General features: G+C 61.7%; 19 protein-coding genes and 1 pseudogene. 10 read left to right on the forward strand and 10 right to left on the reverse strand.

The window, feature by feature from the left end; all coding sequences use genetic code 11:
• Window positions 1-30 precede the first annotated feature (30 nt).
• Complete coding sequence (locus tag KG698_RS11340; protein ID WP_213685681.1) at window positions 31-597, forward strand: DNA-3-methyladenine glycosylase I; 567 nt, start codon at window positions 31-33, stop codon at window positions 595-597.
• A 7-nt stretch (window positions 598-604) separates the two neighbouring features.
• Here the strand turns inward: KG698_RS11340 and KG698_RS11345 are convergent, their stop codons facing one another.
• A complete protein-coding gene (locus KG698_RS11345; protein ID WP_213685682.1) occupies window positions 605-1,114 on the reverse strand; it encodes a DUF4329 domain-containing protein in 510 nt (169 codons plus the stop codon).
• Between the two features lie 184 nt (window positions 1,115-1,298).
• Between KG698_RS11345 and KG698_RS11350 the strand changes: the two genes are divergently transcribed.
• Complete coding sequence (locus tag KG698_RS11350; protein WP_213685683.1) at window positions 1,299-1,475, forward strand: hypothetical protein; 177 nt, start codon at window positions 1,299-1,301, stop codon at window positions 1,473-1,475.
• A 7-nt stretch (window positions 1,476-1,482) separates the two neighbouring features.
• Here KG698_RS11350 and trxC read toward each other — a convergent pair whose 3' ends face one another.
• The 3 genes from trxC to ettA all read right to left on the reverse strand — a co-directional run bounded on the left by trxC (window position 1,483) and on the right by ettA (window position 4,197).
• Window positions 1,483-1,923, reverse strand: coding sequence for a thioredoxin TrxC (gene trxC / locus KG698_RS11355; protein ID WP_213685684.1), 441 nt, complete (start codon window positions 1,921-1,923; stop codon window positions 1,483-1,485).
• A gap of 164 nt (window positions 1,924-2,087) precedes the next feature.
• Entirely contained in the window at window positions 2,088-2,294 is a 207-nt protein-coding gene (locus KG698_RS11360) for a cold-shock protein (protein ID WP_213685685.1), read from the reverse strand.
• A 247-nt stretch (window positions 2,295-2,541) separates the two neighbouring features.
• Complete coding sequence (gene ettA / locus KG698_RS11365) at window positions 2,542-4,197, reverse strand: energy-dependent translational throttle protein EttA (RefSeq protein ID WP_213685741.1); 1,656 nt, start codon at window positions 4,195-4,197, stop codon at window positions 2,542-2,544.
• A 153-nt stretch (window positions 4,198-4,350) separates the two neighbouring features.
• Here ettA and KG698_RS11370 point away from each other — a divergent pair, with 153 nt between their 5' ends.
• On the forward strand, window positions 4,351-4,947 hold the full coding sequence (locus KG698_RS11370) for a nicotinate-nucleotide adenylyltransferase (protein WP_213685686.1): 597 nt from the start codon (window positions 4,351-4,353) through the stop codon (window positions 4,945-4,947).
• Window positions 4,948-4,950: 3 nt separating this feature from the next.
• On the opposite strand, the gene KG698_RS11375 is transcribed toward KG698_RS11370, so the two are convergent.
• On the reverse strand, window positions 4,951-5,763 hold the full coding sequence (locus KG698_RS11375) for a DMT family transporter (RefSeq protein ID WP_213685687.1): 813 nt from the start codon (window positions 5,761-5,763) through the stop codon (window positions 4,951-4,953).
• A gap of 160 nt (window positions 5,764-5,923) precedes the next feature.
• Between KG698_RS11375 and dacB the strand changes: the two genes are divergently transcribed.
• From dacB to KG698_RS15595, 3 genes and pseudogenes are all read left to right on the forward strand, one after another.
• Window positions 5,924-7,405, forward strand: coding sequence for a D-alanyl-D-alanine carboxypeptidase/D-alanyl-D-alanine-endopeptidase (dacB, locus tag KG698_RS11380; RefSeq protein WP_213685688.1), 1,482 nt, complete (start codon window positions 5,924-5,926; stop codon window positions 7,403-7,405).
• A 120-nt stretch (window positions 7,406-7,525) separates the two neighbouring features.
• Entirely contained in the window at window positions 7,526-7,762 is a 237-nt protein-coding gene (locus KG698_RS11385) for a hypothetical protein (RefSeq protein ID WP_213685689.1), read from the forward strand.
• A 67-nt stretch (window positions 7,763-7,829) separates the two neighbouring features.
• A pseudogene (locus KG698_RS15595) lies at window positions 7,830-8,014 on the forward strand (hypothetical protein); the annotation flags it as partial.
• 112 nt (window positions 8,015-8,126) lie between these two features.
• Here KG698_RS15595 and KG698_RS11395 read toward each other — a convergent pair.
• Together KG698_RS11395 and KG698_RS11400 are read right to left on the reverse strand one after the other, a co-directional pair.
• Entirely contained in the window at window positions 8,127-8,465 is a 339-nt protein-coding gene (locus KG698_RS11395; RefSeq protein ID WP_213685691.1) for a cupin domain-containing protein, read from the reverse strand.
• 54 nt (window positions 8,466-8,519) lie between these two features.
• Window positions 8,520-9,992 carry an ABC transporter substrate-binding protein gene (locus KG698_RS11400; protein ID WP_213685692.1) on the reverse strand — a complete coding sequence of 491 codons (1,473 nt, stop codon included), beginning with the start codon at window positions 9,990-9,992 and terminating at the stop codon, window positions 8,520-8,522.
• Window positions 9,993-10,336: 344 nt separating this feature from the next.
• Here KG698_RS11400 and KG698_RS11405 point away from each other — a divergent pair, with 344 nt between their 5' ends.
• Window positions 10,337-10,534 (forward strand): hypothetical protein, encoded by a 198-nt coding sequence (locus tag KG698_RS11405; RefSeq protein ID WP_213685693.1) that lies wholly within the window; start codon window positions 10,337-10,339, stop codon window positions 10,532-10,534.
• Here the strand turns inward: KG698_RS11405 and KG698_RS11410 are convergent.
• A complete protein-coding gene (locus KG698_RS11410; RefSeq protein ID WP_213685694.1) occupies window positions 10,531-11,820 on the reverse strand; it encodes an acetylornithine deacetylase/succinyl-diaminopimelate desuccinylase family protein in 1,290 nt (429 codons plus the stop codon). The genes KG698_RS11405 and KG698_RS11410 overlap by 4 nt on opposite strands.
• A 101-nt stretch (window positions 11,821-11,921) precedes the next feature.
• Between KG698_RS11410 and KG698_RS11415 the strand changes: the two genes are divergently transcribed.
• Window positions 11,922-12,185: a hypothetical protein gene (locus KG698_RS11415; protein WP_213685695.1), complete on the forward strand. Its 264-nt coding sequence runs from the start codon at window positions 11,922-11,924 to the stop codon at window positions 12,183-12,185.
• Between the two features lie 9 nt (window positions 12,186-12,194).
• The gene (locus tag KG698_RS11420) at window positions 12,195-12,800 is read left to right on the forward strand and encodes a DUF1523 family protein (RefSeq protein ID WP_213685696.1); all 606 of its coding nucleotides are present in this window, start codon (window positions 12,195-12,197) and stop codon (window positions 12,798-12,800) included.
• 72 nt (window positions 12,801-12,872) lie between these two features.
• Here the strand turns inward: KG698_RS11420 and KG698_RS11425 are convergent, their stop codons facing one another.
• Both KG698_RS11425 and deoC read right to left on the reverse strand, forming a co-directional pair.
• Window positions 12,873-15,224: an aldehyde dehydrogenase family protein gene (locus KG698_RS11425; protein ID WP_213685697.1), complete on the reverse strand. Its 2,352-nt coding sequence runs from the start codon at window positions 15,222-15,224 to the stop codon at window positions 12,873-12,875.
• 104 nt (window positions 15,225-15,328) lie between these two features.
• Window positions 15,329-16,324, reverse strand: coding sequence for a deoxyribose-phosphate aldolase (gene deoC / locus KG698_RS11430; RefSeq protein WP_300983724.1), 996 nt, complete (start codon window positions 16,322-16,324; stop codon window positions 15,329-15,331).
• A gap of 148 nt (window positions 16,325-16,472) precedes the next feature.
• Here deoC and rpe point away from each other — a divergent pair, with 148 nt between their 5' ends.
• Window positions 16,473-17,153 carry a ribulose-phosphate 3-epimerase gene (gene rpe, locus KG698_RS11435; protein ID WP_213685699.1) on the forward strand — a complete coding sequence of 227 codons (681 nt, stop codon included), beginning with the start codon at window positions 16,473-16,475 and terminating at the stop codon, window positions 17,151-17,153.
• Window positions 17,154-17,158: the final 5 nt, after the last annotated feature.

The raw sequence follows: 17,158 nt of genomic DNA on the forward strand, positions 1-17,158 counted from the left end.
GATTTGCATCCAATTTGCGGGGGTTTTCCAATGTCTGACGCTGGCCGCTGCACATGGTGCGGCACCGATCCGCTTTACGTCGCCTATCACGACACCGAATGGGGCGTGCCCGAGCGTGATAGCCGCGCGCTGTGGGAAAAGCTGGTGCTTGATGGCTTTCAAGCGGGGCTTTCGTGGATCACGATCTTGCGCAAGCGCGATGCGTTTCGCGCCGCTTTCGCGGGCTTTGATCCCGAGGTGATCGCGGGTTGGGGCGAGGCGGAGATTGCCCGGCTTTTGGCCGATCCGGGCATCGTGCGCCATCGCGGCAAGATCGCGGCTACGATCGGCAATGCGCGCGCTTATCTGGCGATCGAGGAAAACATCGGGTTTTCACAGTTTATCTGGCGATATGTCGATGGTGCGCCGTTGCAGAATACTTGGGCAAATCAAGCGCAAGTGCCAGCGCAAACCGCATTGAGCCAAGGCTTGTCCAATGATCTGCGCCGCGCCGGGTTCCGGTTTTGCGGCCCAACGATTACCTATGCGTGGATGCAGGCCACCGGGCTTGTGAATGATCATTTGACCAGTTGCCACCGTCACGCGGTGTTGCGCTGAACGGCGGCTATGGCGCGCGGTCAAACCGTGCATAAAGCGCGTCGAGGGTGTAGCTCTCGGCGACCATACCGTGATCTTCGGGCATGAAATCGGGGTCTTCCGGCAAGCAGCCGCGCCCACAGAATTGGCGCATCGTGCCAGTCGCGCCATCGATGAACCACAAACGCCCGCCCGGTGTGCCAACCCATCCATTCACGCCCAAGGCCATATCGCCCTCGACATCTTGGATGGAGGGGACTTCGCCATCATAATCGGCGGCATAGGCCGCATGGGTGTGCCAAGACGAGACGACATCAACCCCATCTTGGAGTGGCAGCGACGCGCAAGTGGCATGCGCGCCCCAGCTGACCTTGGTGGAGGAATAGGCCCCGTTGGAATGGCGCAGAATATAGCCACAGACCTCGCGGTTGAAGCGCACCGAGAGGGTGTTCACCGACTCCATCAAGGCAAGGACAAAGGCCGCCTCTTGCCCGCTTTGTGCCGAGGCGGGCGTGGCGCTTAGCAGCGATAGGGCCATGGTGGCAGAGGTGACAATTCGAAAAAGCACGCGTGATGCCCCATTTTTCAAGCCTGACTGAAAAGATGATAAGCGGTTTTCCCGCACAATCCAGTGAAAGCGATCCTGCGCCACTGGACCCGGGGCGTGACACGCTTATGTTCTCGATTGAAAATTTTGTTTGCGACTATGAGGAGGGCCGCGCATGTCACGTATGGAATTCATCGATCCCAAAACGGCAACTGCGACCGGGATGAGTGCGGCATTTTCCGAAGATGCAGAAATACAGCTCTGGCTCAAGCTGGGCCGGATGGCGTTTTTCTTCTGTATCTGGAGCGCGATGGTGATCCCGATTGCGCTGATCTATTCGTTCCGCTTCTAAGGCCGGGTCACGCCCTGTTTCGGCTATGTTGCTGAACAAAGGCCGTGATCTCGGCTGCTGGTCGCGCGCCTGTCAGCCGCGCGACCTCTTGGCCGTTTTGAAACAAGATCAGCGCGGGAATGCCCCTGATGCCATAGCGTTGGGCAGCATCGCCATTGACCTGCGTGTTGATCTTGGCCAGCCGCGCATGGGGTGCAAGCGCGCGGGCGGCTTTCTCGAACTCGGGGGCCATCGCGCGGCATGGGCCGCACCAAGGTGCCCAGAAATCCACCAAAAGCGGTAAGCTGTCCTTGCGTTCGGCCTTGCGCAACGTGGCGCTGTCGACCTCTTGCACCTTGGCCTCGGCCAGCTTGGCGCCGCATGTGCCGCATTTGGGATGCGCGCTGAGCCGTTCGGTCGGAACCCGGTTGGTGGTGCCGCAGGTCAGGCAAGTGATGATATGGGACATGGCTGGCCCCTTTTGTGATTGCCGAAGTCAATCATTTGGGCGCGCATGGCGATAAAGGCAAGCCCTATCGCGCGATGGGAAGGGCAAGAAAAAAGGTGCGCATTGCTGCGCACCTTTGTCTTAGGGCCGGATCGCTGGGCATGCGCCCCGCGCTGGCGTCTGGTTCAGACCAGAACGATGTTGATCGCGGACTCGCGACCATCACGGCCGGATTCGATGTCGAAGGTGACCTTCTGGTCGTCCTTCAGGCTTGTGTGGCCCGAACGCTCGAGCGCGGAGATGTGGACGAAAACGTCCTTGCCGCCGCTATCGGGTGCGATAAAGCCGAAACCCTTGGTGCTGTTGAACCACTTCACGGTGCCATTGGCCATCGTGTTATCTCCTAACTATAGGCTGCCCACGAGATGCGGCAGCTTGGCTTGGTCGGTCTGGATCGAAAGACTGACGGCCTGTTAGGGAAGACAGTGGTCGAAAAAGAATAACGTTCGCATGGGTCACATGGGGGTTGTCGGCGCAAATAGCAAGCCCGAACTGGCACAGGCCGCTATGTCGGGTGCGCCTTGGGCGCACCACGGCATGCGGGTGCGCCCAAGGGCGCACCCTAGACCCGTCACGGGCTTAGCGCGTGAACTTCTTATACTTCAAGCGCTTAGGCTCTAGCGCGTCGGGGCCGAGGCGGCGTTTTTTGTCGTCTTCATAGGCCGAGAAATCACCCTCGAACCATTCGACATGCGCCTCGCCTTCAAAGGCGAGGATATGGGTGCAAAGCCGGTCGAGGAAGAAGCGGTCGTGGGAAATGATTACCGCGCAGCCCGCGAAATCCTCGAGCGCGTCTTCAAGCGCGCGCAGCGTCTCGACGTCGAGATCGTTGGTGGGCTCATCGAGGAGCAGCACATTGCCACCCGATTTCAGAAGCTTGGCCATGTGCACGCGGTTGCGCTCACCACCCGAGAGCAGGCCCACCTTTTTCTGCTGATCGCCGCCTTTGAAATTGAAGGCCGAGCAATAGGCGCGGCTGTTCATCGAGGCGTCGCCCAATTCGATGATTTCGGCCCCGCCCGAGATCTCCTCCCACACGGTTTTGGCCGGGTCGAGCGAATCGCGCGACTGGTCGACATAGGACAGCTTGACCGTATCGCCAAACTCGACCGAGCCGGAATCGGGTGTTTCTTGCCCGGTCAACATGCGGAAAAGCGTCGATTTGCCCGCACCGTTGGGGCCGATCACGCCGACGATCCCGCCGGGTGGCAGCGAGAAACTCAGATCTTCGACCAAGAGCCGGTCGCCATAGCCCTTTTTCAGATCGTTGATCTCGATCACCTTGGACCCAAGGCGCGGACCATTTGGAATGACGATCTGGGCGCGGGAAATCTTTTCGCGCTCGGATTGGTTGGCCATTTCCTCATAGGCGTTGATACGTGCCTTTTGCTTGGCCTGACGCGCCTTGGCACCGGCACGGATCCATTCCAATTCGCGCTCAAGCGTTTTCTGGCGCGACTTGTCTTCGCGGGCTTCTTGCGCAAGGCGCTTGGCCTTTTGCTCCAGCCACGCCGAATAATTCCCCTCGTAGGGGATGCCGCGCCCGCGGTCGAGTTCGAGGATCCAGCCCGTGATATCGTCGAGGAAATAGCGGTCATGGGTCACGATCAGGATCGTGCCCTTGTATTCGATCAGGTGCTTTTGCAGCCAAGCGATGGTTTCGGCGTCAAGGTGGTTGGTCGGTTCGTCCAAGAGAAGCATCTCGGGCGCTTCCAAAAGCAGTTTGCACAGCGCCACGCGCCGCCGTTCGCCGCCGGAAAGTGTCGCCACCTCGGCCTCGTCCGGCGGGCAGCGCAGCGCCTCCATCGCGATATCGACTTGGCTGTCGAGATCCCACAGGTTCTCGGCGTCGATCTCATCTTGCAGGCGGGCCATTTCGTCGGCGGTCTCGTCCGAGTAGTTCATCGCCAGCTCGTTGTAGCGGTCGAGCTTGGCCTTTTTGGTACCGACGCCGAGCATCACATTGTCACGCACATTCAAGCTTTCATCGAGCTGCGGTTCTTGCGGCAGGTAGCCCACGCGCGCGCCCTCAGCCGCCCAAGCCTCACCGCTGAAATCGGTGTCGATGCCTGCCATGATCCGCATCAAGGTCGATTTACCCGAGCCGTTGACGCCGACGACGCCGATTTTCACACCGGGCAAAAAGTTCAGGCGGATATTTTCAAAGCATTTCTTGCCGCCCGGATAGGTCTTGGAAACGCCATCCATGTGATAAACATACTGGTAGGAGGCCATGTGCCGCTCCGTTGTCATGATCCGAGGTTTGCAAGCCATCTAGTCGCTTCGGGGCCGATGGGCAATCCGGTGCGCGCGGCGGCGCGTTGACTATGGGTCATCAAGGCCGCATCAAGGTGCGCCAATACCCCTTGAACAAGGCCGCATCCGCCCTTGCGCTCTGATTTACCCCTTGCACGTGCAGGCCAGACGATCGGCCTTTTCGGCGGATCATTCGATCCGGCCCATCCCGGCCATCTGCATGTCAGCCGCGAGGCGCTCAAGCGGTTCGGGCTTGACCGCGTCTGGTGGTTGGTGAGCCCCGGCAATCCGCTCAAGCCCAAGGGACCAGCCCCCTTGGCGCAGCGCTTGGCGGTGGCGCGTGCCTTGGTCGATCATCCCCGCATCATCGTCACCGATATCGAGGCACGGATCGGCACGCGCTACACGGCCCAGACCATCGCGGCGCTGCAAGCGCTTTACCCCGGTGTGCGGTTCGTGTGGCTGATGGGGGCCGATAATCTGGCCCAGTTCCATCGCTGGCAAGATTGGCAAGCGATCATGGGCCGCGTGGCGGTGGGTGTTCTGGCCCGCCCCGGTAGCCGGATCGCGGCGCGCACGGCTAAGGCTGCCAGCATTTATCGGCACGCGAAATTACCCGCCGAGGCGGCACATCTTTTGGCCCATACACCGCCCCCCGCGTGGTGTTTCGTGAATCTGCCGATGATCGATGCCTCATCCACCGCGATCCGCGCGCGCGGTGAATGGTAGCGCCTAGCGCTTGTCGCGCAGTGCCAAACTTGTCAGGCCCGACAAAAGCAAGATCGCAAGCCCCGCCAGGGTCAGCCCATCGGGCAGCGTACCGAACACCGCCCAGCCCAGCGCCGTGGCCGCGACCAGTTGGAAATAGACAAACGGGGCCAGCCGCGATGCCGGGGCCATGCGCAGTGCGAGGATCAGAAAGAGATTGCCCAGCATCGAGCCAAAGGCCGACCCAAAGGTCAGCGCGGTGATGCGCGGCTCGAAGCTGGGCAGCGCCAGCAGCCCGAAGGGGGCCAAGGCCAGAGCGCCCACGACCAATTGGCTGAGCAAAAGCGCGCCGGGATGGGCCAGCGCTGACAGCCAACGCGAAGTGGTCAAGAACCCACCGTAGAAAAGCCCCGCCAAAACGGCAAAGCCAAGCCCCGGCGTCATGCCAAAGCCCGGGCGCACCACCAGCAAAACGCCACAGAAACCCAAAAGCAAAAGCACGACCCTGAGGGGCGAAAACCCCTCTTTGAGGAGCCAAGCCGACAGCACATAGGCCAAGATCGGTCCAATGAAGAAGGCCCCGAAGACATCGGCGATGGGTTCGGTCTTGAGCGCGGTCAGGATCGACAAGATGCCCCCCGCCAAGAGCAGACCGCGCAGCCAGATCCGCCAATTGGCAAATAGTGCCAGTGGCATGATCCGGGCCACGAAGGGCAAGATCATCACCGCCCCGAGGGTGAAGCGGCTCCATGCGGTGAAAACCGGCGCGACGCCTGCCTCACCCAAAAGCTTGCCCGCTGTATCCCCTGCCGGGATCAGCGTCATCGCCAGCAGCATCAGGGGAAGAGCCCGAAGGACATCGCGTTGCATGCGCCCTACTATCCCATCGCCATGGTGGCGAAAAGCGCCCTCCCAAGGGGGATTGAAGCGACAAACCCTTGAGCGATGCTGCCGCCTGCGGTTAAGTCCGGGCAAAGTTTGCGCAAATGGTGTTGTGATGTCGTCGCGTCGTTCATTCCTGTCTGGCCTTGCCGCTTTCGCGGCCACGCCTGCCATGGCGGCGGCCCCGGCGGTCTCGCTACGCCCCGTGACGCGCCCTGCGGCGCTTTTGGCGGATATTATCCCATCGGCCAGTGATCTGGTTCAACAGGCGGCCATCGGCGGGCGTGTCGGTTTTGTCGTGGCCGATGCCACGACCGGCACGGTGCTTGAGGGGATGAACCCGCTTTTCCCGCTGCCACCCGCTTCGGTTGCCAAGGCTGTGACCTGTAGCTATGCGCTTGAGCGGCTTGGCCCTGACTACCGGTTCGAAACCCGTATTGTCGCTGATGGCACGATCAGTGATGGGCGGCTAGAGGGCGATCTGTGGCTGGTCGGATCGGGTGATCCGGCCTTTGACACAGACACATTGGCGGGCATGGCCGATGCTTTGCGCGCGCAAGGGCTACGCACGGTGACCGGGCGCTTGATGGTCGCCGATGGCGCGCTGCCTGCGATCTTTGAGGTCGATCCCTCGCAGCCGCCGCATGTGGGCTATAACCCCGCAATCTCGGGTTTGAACTTGAATTTCAACCGGGTCTATTTCGAATGGGCGCGGCAGGCGGGCGAGTACACCATCGCATTGGACGCGCGCTCGGAAACCCTGCGCCCTGCGGTGCAGATCGCCCGGATGCGCATCGCCGATCGCAGCGACCCCGTCTATACCTACGAGCATATCGAGGGGCGCGATCATTGGAGTGTGGCGCGCGCGGCTTTGGGTGATCGTGGGTCGCGTTGGTTGCCGGTGCGCCGCCCCTCGGCCTATGCCGCCGAGGTGTTCCAGACATTGGCCCGCGCCGCAGGGATCAGCTTTTCGGGTTTTGCGCTTGCCCCTGCCGCCCCGGCGGGCGCGACGGTTCTGGTGGTCCATCACAGCGAACCGCTGGCGGTGATCTTGCGCGACATGATGCGTTGGTCGACCAATCTCACCGCCGAGGTTGTGGGCCTGAAGGCGACGATGGCGGATGGCCAAAGGCCCGATGATTTGGCGCAGTCGGCGGGTGCCATGTCGGCGTGGATGCGCGCGAAGCTTGGGGCGCGGCAGGCGGGATTTGTTGATCATTCAGGTTTGGGCGATCAAAGCAGGCTGAGGCCCCATGATATGGTCAGCGCGTTGGTCGCCGCTGGCCCCACGGGTGCATTGCGGCAGATGATGCGCGCCCAGCCCATGCTTGACGGGCGCGGCAGACCGATTGCCGATCACCCGGTTCAGGTCGCGGCAAAGACGGGGACGCTGAATTTCGTGTCGTCCTTGGCGGGCTATGCGCGCTTGCCATCCGGGCGCGATCTTGCCTTTGCGGTTTTCTGTGCCGATACCGCGCGGCGCGATGGCCTGAGCGAGGCAGAGCGTGAACGCCCCGAGGGTGCGCGCCCTTACAACCAGCGCGCAAAGCGTCTGCAACAACAGTTGATCGAGCGCTGGGCCGCGCTTTACGCCTAGGCGGCGCGGCGATCATTGAAATGAATTCGTCACCGATCCCGCAACCTAGTTGCAGCGGGCGCCTTTGCGCGCCCGAATAGTGGGCCAATCGCCGTATCCGCACGGGGCAAGACGGTGTTCGTGGCCGAGAATACTTCCGAGAGCGACATCGCCCCTTCGGGCGTGTTGCATGCAATCGATGTGGGTGGCCGCAACATCATCGCCCCTTGCGATCTGGGCGCTCAGCCCGATAGCACCGCCATTGCCCCTGATGGCAGCTTCATCACCGTCGTGATCGCCAATGAGGGCGATATGGATGGCGCCTCGCGCGGGTTTACCGCGTTCCACCGCGCTGCCCAACGAGTTGCTGGCGGTTGAAACCCGCTTTGGGCTGGAGGGGATCACCCGCGTTCCCCTGTCCGCGATGGATGGCATGGTCGCTTTGGGTGAGACCCCCGCCGTGCTGGCCAAGGAAACAGTCGTCGACCTGATCCCCTATCTGACCTCGACCGGCGGATACGTCCTCGACAAGGTCGAAGGCTTGACGGCACGATGAGGGTGTCGACCGACGATGAGGGCGTCGATGACCACTCGGGCCAGACGATGTTCTTTTCTATCGCGCCGATGTGATCAAGGATTTGGCCCGCCCCTGAAAGGGCGGGCCAATCCCAGAATATTCAAGGCTTTTTCAGCACGACATCACCCCGCGGTCATCCCCCGCGGGGTTTTCCTTTGGTTGAACCTATAGGCGGATGACGAAATCCTTTGTGGTGGTTTCGACCACCTCCCAGATGCCGGTGAAACCGGGGCGGATCACATGGGCATCGCCTGGCCGCAGCTGGATCGGCGCGCCACCGTCGGGTGTGAGGATCGAGAGCCCTTCGGTCAGGCGGAAATATTCCCATTCGTCATAGACAACGCGCCATGCGCCGGGGGTGGATTGCCAGACGCCGCACCAAAGGCCGGGGGCCTCATCGGTCAGCCATGTGCGATGTTCGGGATCGCCTGCGATCAGCCGCGCGGGGTCAGGGCGGCTGATCTCGGGCGTGCCTTGGGGCAGAACGGGCGAAACAAGCTGCATGGTGCTTTCCTATAAAGCGCCGCCCCAAGGGTTTGGGGCGACGCTTGATTGGCTTTACTCTATCCAGCGCACGCCGGTCAGGTCATTGGCTTGTGTGGGCGAGTTTTCCCACAGCCCTTCGATCTTGGCATTGGCGACGCCGGTCTTGGCCAACTGGAACAGATAGCCGTTGACGTAATCGCCCGCGATCATCTCTTGCATCTGCACCATGAGCGCGGCGCGCGCGGCGGGTTCTGAGGTGGTGGCCAGTGTCTCGTTCAGCGCGACGAATTCGGGCCGCGCATATTGGAAGTAGTAATCGGGCCGGGCGTAGATGCCGATATCCATCGGCTCGGTATGGCTGACGATGGTCAGGTCGAAATCGCGCCCGCGAAAGACCTGTTCCAGCCACTGCGCCCATTCGAGATTGGTGATCTCGGTCTCAATCCCCACCGCGCGCAGTTGGGCGGCGATGATCTCGCCGCCCCGGCGCGCATAAGCGGGCGGCGGGAGCGCAAGGCGCAGGGTCAACCCATCTGGTGCTGCCTCGGCCAAGAGCGCGCGCGCGGCGTCAGGATCATGAGGCGAAAGACCCGTCAGATCGACATAATTGGGGTTGTGTGGCGCAAAATGCGTGCCGATGGGCGTACCATAGCCGAACATCGCCCCGTCGATGATATCTTGGCGGTTGATCGCATGTGCGATGGCTTGGCGGATACGGATATCGTCAAGCGGCGCTTGGCCATTGTTCATCGCGAGGATGGTTTCCCCCTCGGTCGAGCCAACGATCACGGAGAATCGCGGGTCTGCTGCAAATTGAGACAGCGTCTCGGGTGCGGGGAAATTCGGGAAAGCATCGACATCGCCCGCCATCAGCGCGGCAAAGGCGGCGTTCGGGTCCGAGATGAAGCGGAAAGTCGCGGCTTCTAGCGCCACGGCCTCGCCCCAATAGGCGTCGTTGCGCACAAGCTCGATCCGGTCGCCCTCAACCCGGTTGGCAAAGCGGAAGGGGCCGGTGCCGATGGGGTTGGTGGCGTTGCTCTCGGCGCTTTCGGGGGCCACGATCACCGCATCCCCCCATGCCATGTCGAACAAGAACGCCCCATCTGGCCCATCAAGCGTGACACGCACGGTGAGATCATCCACCGCCTCGGCGCTGAGGATATTTGCAAAAAGCGCGGGCTGGGCATTGGTCGATCCGACGGCGCGGGCGCGGTCGAGCGTAAAGACCACATCATGGGCGGTCAGCGTCGTGCCGTCGTGAAAGCTCACGCTGGGACGCAGGGCAAAAGTATAGACCGTGCCATCTGGCGAGATTTCCCATGAAGCGGCAAGGCCGGGAATGACTGATCCATCGGGGCCAAACCGCGTCAGACCCTCGAAGATATTGGCATAGACCACCTCGTCGATGGCGGCGGCGGCTCCTGCGGTCGGGTCAAGGTTCGGCGGCTCCAGCACCATGCCGATGGAAATATCGGCCTGTTGCGCGAATGCGGCCCCGGCGGTGAGCGCACAGATCGCTACGCCACGGCGAAGGTGATGGATCATGGTCATTGTCTCCCACAAGATGTCCCTGATGCATCATGAAACAGTGTGCGGGAAAAATCTCATAAAAACTTCTTGGTGAAAGGACGCCTCTCAACACCTCGCCGGTTGTCGCAAAGTCCTCGTCATTCAACTGGTCGCCTTGCATATGACATCAATTGCGACGCGGTTTGCCCGATGCATAAAGGGCGCTGCAGGCTACGGGGCGCTCTTTCGTTCATTTTTACGCATCTTTTGCGATCATGCGTGGTGAAAGGGGCATCTGTCGGCCAGCCCGAAATTCTATGGGCCTCGGGCGGCGAATCGGATTAGAGGTGCTTGGCATGGGACAGAATCTAGGGGGCGGAATGCCTAATTTGACCATCCAAGAGATCTTGTCGATCAGCCCCGAAGCAATGCCAGACTTTATCCGTCAGCATACATCGACACGTACGCTCAGCCGTGTGGTGAAAACGCTCAATCGCACATTGATCGAGGGTGACGAGGCCGCGCGCGACATGGCTGCAACAGCTTTGCGGCACTTGGGGTTCCACGAAACGACCTAAGGCGCAGGGGCGATCAGCAGCTCACCCAAGGTCAGCGCCATCACCTTGGCGCTGTCGATCATGTCTTGAACGCCCACCCATTCATCGGGCTGATGCGCAAGATCAAGGATCCCCGGCCCATAAGCGATGCAGTTCTTCAGCCGCCCGATCCGGTCGATATGCTTCTGGTCATAAGTGCCGGGTGACACCACATAATCGGCCTGTCGTGCCAAGACCCGCTCGATGGCAGCGGCCACGCTGGTGACAATGGGCGCGTCGCGCGCGGTCATGGTTGGCTGAACCTCGAACAATTCGCGGATCTCGTAGGTAAAGCCAGGGCGGCGGGCGCGCACCCTCTCCATCAATGCGGTGATCTCGGCCTTTACCTCGGCGGGGTCTTCTTCGATCAAGAAGCGCCGGTCGATGGTGATGCGGCAGCGATCCGGCACGCAAGGCGCGGGCAGGCCGGTGTAATCGGCGTCCTGCTCCACGGCACCGCCATGAATGGCATTGATATTCAGCGTCGAGGACCGCGCACCTTCGGGCACCACGGGCATTTCGGTCCGCTTGCTGGCCAGAAGCGGAAAGAGCGTTTCCTCCATCTCGGCCAGAACGGCCCCCATGTGGCGCACCGCGCAATCGCCCAGAAACGGCATAGAGCCATGGGCGATCCGGCCATGCGTTTCGATCTCGGCCCACCACACGCCGCGATGCCCAAGACAGATGCGATCCTTGTTCAAAGGTTCGGGGATGATGACATGCTGCACGCGCGCGGGGCTGAAATAGCCGCGCTCGGCCAGATAGGCGACACCGCCATAGCCGCCCGATTCCTCATCCGCCGTGGCGCTGATCTCGATTGCGCCGGTGAATTCGGGGTGGGTGTCGATGAAAGCCTCGGCCGCGATCACGCTGGCGGCAAGCCCGCCTTTCATATCACAGGCCCCCCGGCCATAAACGCGACCCTCGCGCAATTCTCCGCCGAAGGGGTCCACCGTCCAGCCATGGCCGGGCTCGACCACATCATGGTGCGAATTGAAATGCACGCAATCGCCCGGACGCCCGCCTTCGCGCCGCGCGACCATGTTCCAACGCGGGTAAGCCTCGCTATCGGCGGGGGCACCATGGGCGCGGATCAATTCCACCGCGAAACCCTTGGCCGAAAGCCGCGCGGCCAGCATCTCGCAAATCTCAAGGTAATTGCGACCCGGCGGGTTCAGGGTCGGGATACGGATCAAGGCCTGCGTCAGCGCGACCAAATCATCTTGGCGCGCGGCAATAGCATCCAGCAATCGATCATCATGTTCCATGACGACCAAACTGCGCCGATGCGGCACAGGCTGCAAGCCCTGCCATTTTGTGCAAAGATCACCTATATCGGGGATATCGGGACGCGACACAGAGGCGAAAGATGATCATCGGGCTTGGACGTATGCTATTGTTGATGCTGGCGCTACTGACGGTGGTCTATGTCTCGCTGTTCTTCTATTGGCGCGCCGGTGCCAAGATGCGGCTGGAAGAGGAATGGGTGATGGCCGGGCGACCCGGTGATCGCGATGTTTGGATCGATGAGCGCATCGCGCCGATCACACGGCGCATCCGTGCTTGGCTCGTGTTTTTCGTTTACCTGCTGCCAGTTGCAGGTTTGAGCTTGTATATCACCCTTGCGAATTGAGGTGCGCCCATGCGCTGGCCCCGTATCGTCTTTTTCTTGATTGTGTTCCTGATCATCGGGGCCTTGCTGCACTATACCCTGCCGCAGCGCGATATCGTGCGCATCACCGGAACCGAGATCATTCGGCAGGATTTCTCGGGCCTGAACCGTATCTTCTATGCCCAAGGCGATAGCGGCAATGCCCAGACCGAGAGCCGCGATTTGCGGCTGATCAATGCGGTTGCCGCTTCGGGCGCGGTGATGGTCTATCGCAACGAGGATACGGGATTTGGCTGGCCGCCCTATTTCAAACTCGACAGCGCTGATCTCCATGCCGAGGCCGCGAACCTGACCTCGACCGCCGCGACACCGCAATGGGTGGCAATCACCCATTATGGCTGGCGCTCGCGGCTTTTGACGACCTATCCCAATGCGGTGGGCATTCGCCCCGTCGAAGGGCCGGATGCGCGTTTTGTGCCTTGGCTTAACGCCATGATCTTGTTTGTTCTGCTGGTTATCTGTTTCATGGCATGGCGGATCTGGGAGCGGTTCGAGGATCGCGTGATCGACCCGCTGCGCGACCGCCTCGCCGTGCAATGGGCCAAACTGAAAGACAAGACCGCCGGGCGGGGCTGATCATCGCTTCTTCGTTTCAAAAATATCCCCGCCGGAGGCACCCCAAGCCAGCCAAAGGCCCAATCACTGGGCCTATTCGCCATAGGGAACCCAGATCGTTTTGACCTCGGTCGCCTGATCGAGAAAACGCCGCCCTTCACCATCGCCGCCTATCCAATCGGGGGCATGGGCATTGATCCATGTGCGTTTGAGATTGCCCGCCGATGCAGCCTCGAGTGCGGCCCTATCGATGGCACCGGCAAAAGACCAAAGCGCGTCCACATCGGCATGTGCGGCCAGCGTTTGGCCCAGTTCTTTCGCGTCGCCTGTTACGATATTGACCACGCCGCCCGGAAGATCGGATGTGTCGAGCACTTGGTAAAGATCGGTCGCGGCCAGCGGGTAGGCGCGCGAGGGAACCACGACCACGCGGTTGCCCATGGCGATCGCAGGCGCGACGAGGGACAGCGTCCCGAGAAGCGGCGCCGCATCGGGGGCGAGCGCCCCGATCACGCCAACGGGCTCGCGCATCGCGAGCGCCACGCCACGGATCGGCGCCTGCGCCACATGCCCATCCATCTTGTCAGCCCATGCGCCATAGCTGAAAAGCCGTGCGATGCTGGTGCTCACCTCCGCCTCGGCCTGCGCCTTGCTGCATCCCGTCAGATCGCGCAAGCGCTGGCCAAATTCACCCGCCCGCGCGGAAAGATTCTCGGCGATATAATAAAGCACCTGCGCGCGGTTATGCGCGCTGGCCTTGGCCCAGCCACTTGCCCCCCGCGCAGCTTCCACCGCGTTGCGGATATCCTTGCGGTTGCCGATGCCCATATGCCCAAGCAGCTTGCCGCGCTTGGACCAGACAGGGGCAGAATAGCCGCCATCGGGCCGTGCCTGTTTGCCGCCGATATAAAGCTTGGCCGTGCGGTCAAGTCCTGGGGCCTCGACCGATTTTGGGGCAGCAATGGGTGCAATCGGTTTGATCGGAATATGCTTGGCTCTGGGCACAAGATAGGCTGAAAGCCCCTCCCACCCGCCTTCGTGGCCAAAGCCGCTTTCGCGTACCCCGCCAAAGGGCGCGCTGGCGTCAAAAAGATTGGTGGCATTCACCCAGACCACACCAGCCGCCAGTTTCGGCGCGATGTCGAGCGCGAGGTTGAGGTTCTCGGTCCACACACTGGCCGCCAAGCCGTAGCGGGTGTTGTTGGCGATCTCGACCGCTTCGGTCGGCGTCCGAAAGGTGGTTGAGACGAGAACAGGGCCGAAAATCTCTTCCTGCATCAAGGGCGCGGCGGGCGAGAGGCCGGTGATCAGCGTGGGCGGAAAGAAACAGCCACCCTCCGGCATGACGACCGGGGCGGTATGGACCTCACCTTCGGTATTGGCGGCCAGCATCGCGGTTATGGCTTGATGTTGCACAGGATCGACCAGCGCGCCCATGTCGATGCATTTATCCAGCGGGTCGCCCACGCGTAGCTTTGCCATGCGCGCCTTGAGGCGGTTGTGGAAATCGTCCGCGATCCCCTCTTGCACCAAAAGCCGCGATCCCGCGCAGCAGACTTGGCCTTGGTTGAACCAGATCGCATCGACCAGCCCTTCGATGGCGCTGTCAATATCGGCGTCGTCGAAAACGATATAGGGGGATTTGCCACCCAACTCGAGCGTCAGCGCCTTGCCCATGCCTGCGGTCGCCTTGCGGATGCGGCGGCCCACTTCGGTCGAGCCGGTGAAGGCGATCTTTGCGATGCCCGGATGGGTGACGATCGCCTCGCCCGTGCGCCCATCGCCGGTGACAATGTTGACCACACCTTTGGGAAGGCCCGCCTCCTGACAGATCTGGCCGAAAAGGAGCGCCGTGAGCGAGGTGTATTCGGCAGGTTTCAGCACCACCGTGTTGCCAGCGGCAAGGGCAGGCGCGATTTTCCATGCCAGCATCAAAAGCGGAAAGTTCCATGGGATGATCTGACCGCAAACGCCGATGGGCTGATGGCCCGGCGCTTCGGCGTCGCGCAGCTGTGCCAACCCTGCGTGATAGTAGAAATGGCGCTGGGCCAAGGGCAGATCGACATCGCGGCTTTCGCGGATCGGCTTCCCATTATCGAGGGTTTCCAAGACGGCGAAAAGGCGCGCATGTTTTTGCAACAGACGCGCCAGCGCATAGAGGTATTTGGCCCGCGCATGGCACGACAGCTTGGCCCATTTTGGGAAGGCTTTTGTTGCGGCCGCGACGGCGGCCTCTACGTCCTCGGCTGTGCCTTGGGTGATTTGGGCAAGCTCTGCACTCGTGGCCGGGTTGCGCGTGGCAAAGGTTTTGCCTGCTGGGGTAAAGCGCCCGTCGATGAAATGGCCAAAGGCAGGGCCGCGTGAGGCGATCCATTCTCGCGCCTCGGTGGCGCTTTCGGGGGCGGGGCCGTAGTCCATGGTCTCGAAAATCTTGGCTGTGGTCATCTGCTTATCCCCTCATCTGAGGCGTCGTGGGAAAACTGCAGTTTTCCCACGCGAAAAACCCGGGTTTTTCGCTTCGTTTTCCTGCAGGCAAACGCGCCCACTGCTCATGCCATCGGATGCCGCCAGCTTGCCGAATAGGCGCCGGTGACATGGTGTTCGAGTTGCCGTTCGATATCGCCCAAAAGACTTGATGCGCCAAAGCGGAACAGATCGGCGCGCAGCCAGTCGTCGCCCAGTTCCTCTTTCATCAAGGACAGGTAGACCAGCGCATCCTTGGCCTTGGAAATGCCGCCCGCGGGTTTGTAGCCGATCTTAATCCCTGTCGCTTGCTCATAGGCGCGGATCGCGCGGATCATCGTCAGGCTGACAGGCAGCGTGGCGTTGACGCTTTCCTTGCCCGTGCTGGTCTTGATGAAATCGGCCCCCGCCATCATGCACACGAGCGAGGCGCGCGCGACATTCCTGAGTGTGCCAAGCTCGCCCGTGGCCAAGATCGCCTTGACATGCGCCGGCCCACAGGCCGCGCGAAATTCGCGCATTTCGTCATAAAGCGCTTGCCAATTTCCGGTCAGGACATGGCGGCGCGAGATGACGATGTCGATTTCTGCGGCCCCCGCCTTCACGCTTTGCTCGATCTCTTTCACCCGCAGCGCAAAAGGCGACAACCCCGCTGGAAACCCGGTGGACACGGCGGCAACGGGGATGCCTGATCCTGCAAGTGCAGCGACAGCGGTTTCCACCATCTCATGATAGACGCAAACGGCCCCAACGGTGATCTGTGGCAGGTCGAGTGCCGCGCGCAGATCCGCGCGCAGAGGTTGGCGCGCCTTGGCGCAAAGGCGGCGAACGCGGCCCGGCGTGTCGTCGCCCGCAAGGGTTGTCAGATCAATCAGCGTGATCGCGCGGGCCAGCCATGCGGCTTGGTAGTCTTTCTTGACCGTGCGCCGACCGGGCAGGGTGGCCGCGCGGCGTTCGATGGCCGAGGTATTGGCCTGCACCCGCGCCACCCAATCGAGGTCGAGTGCCATGCCCGGATTTCGGGGGCGATGAAGCTGCGGCAGGTGATCTTTCACGCTTGGCGCAACGGCGGTCTGGGACATTGGGGTGCTGGGCGATGCTTTGGTCATGATGGTGAAAGCCTGTCACGCGGCCCGTGGCTTGGCAAGCGTGACCCGGCGGCGGTTTGGGGCCGTGACAGGGGGCGGTGAAGCCGCTAACAGGACGGCCAAGACCGCAAAGGGAAAGCACATGACATTCGACCGCGCCATCAAGATCGCCCCCTCGATCCTATCTGCCGATTTCGCTAATTTCGGGGCCGAGATCAGGGCCATTGAGGATCAAGGCGCCGATTGGGTCCATGTCGATGTGATGGATGGGCATTTCGTGCCGAACCTGACCTTTGGGCCGATGGCGGTGAAAGCGTTCCGCCCCCATGTGAAAACCGTGATGGATGTGCATTTGATGATCGCGCCTGTCGATCCCTATATCGATGCCTATGCCGATGCGGGGGCCGATGTGCTGACCGCCCATGTCGAGGCCGGGCCGCATATCCATCGCACGCTTCAGGCGATCCGTGGCGCGGGGATGAAGGCGGGCGTGGCACTGAACCCCGGCACCCCGGCGGAAGCCGTGGCGCATCTGTTGGATCTGGCCGATCTGGTCTGTGTCATGACCGTCAACCCCGGCTTTGGTGGGCAGAAATTCATCGACATGACGGGCAAGATCGCCGCCCTGCGCGCCATGATCGGTGATCGGCCCATTCATATCGAGATCGATGGCGGTGTTGATCCGCGCACCGCCCCGTTGGTCGCTCAGGCGGGGGCGGATGTGCTGGTTGCGGGATCGGCCGTGTTCAAGGGCGGATCGGTCGACCATCCCGAGGTTTACGGCGCGAATATCGCCGCGATCCGTATGGCCGCCAAGGGCTAGGCGGC

This window comes from Roseicyclus sp. (assembly GCF_018402035.1).
GTDB lineage: Bacteria > Pseudomonadota > Alphaproteobacteria > Rhodobacterales > Rhodobacteraceae > Roseicyclus.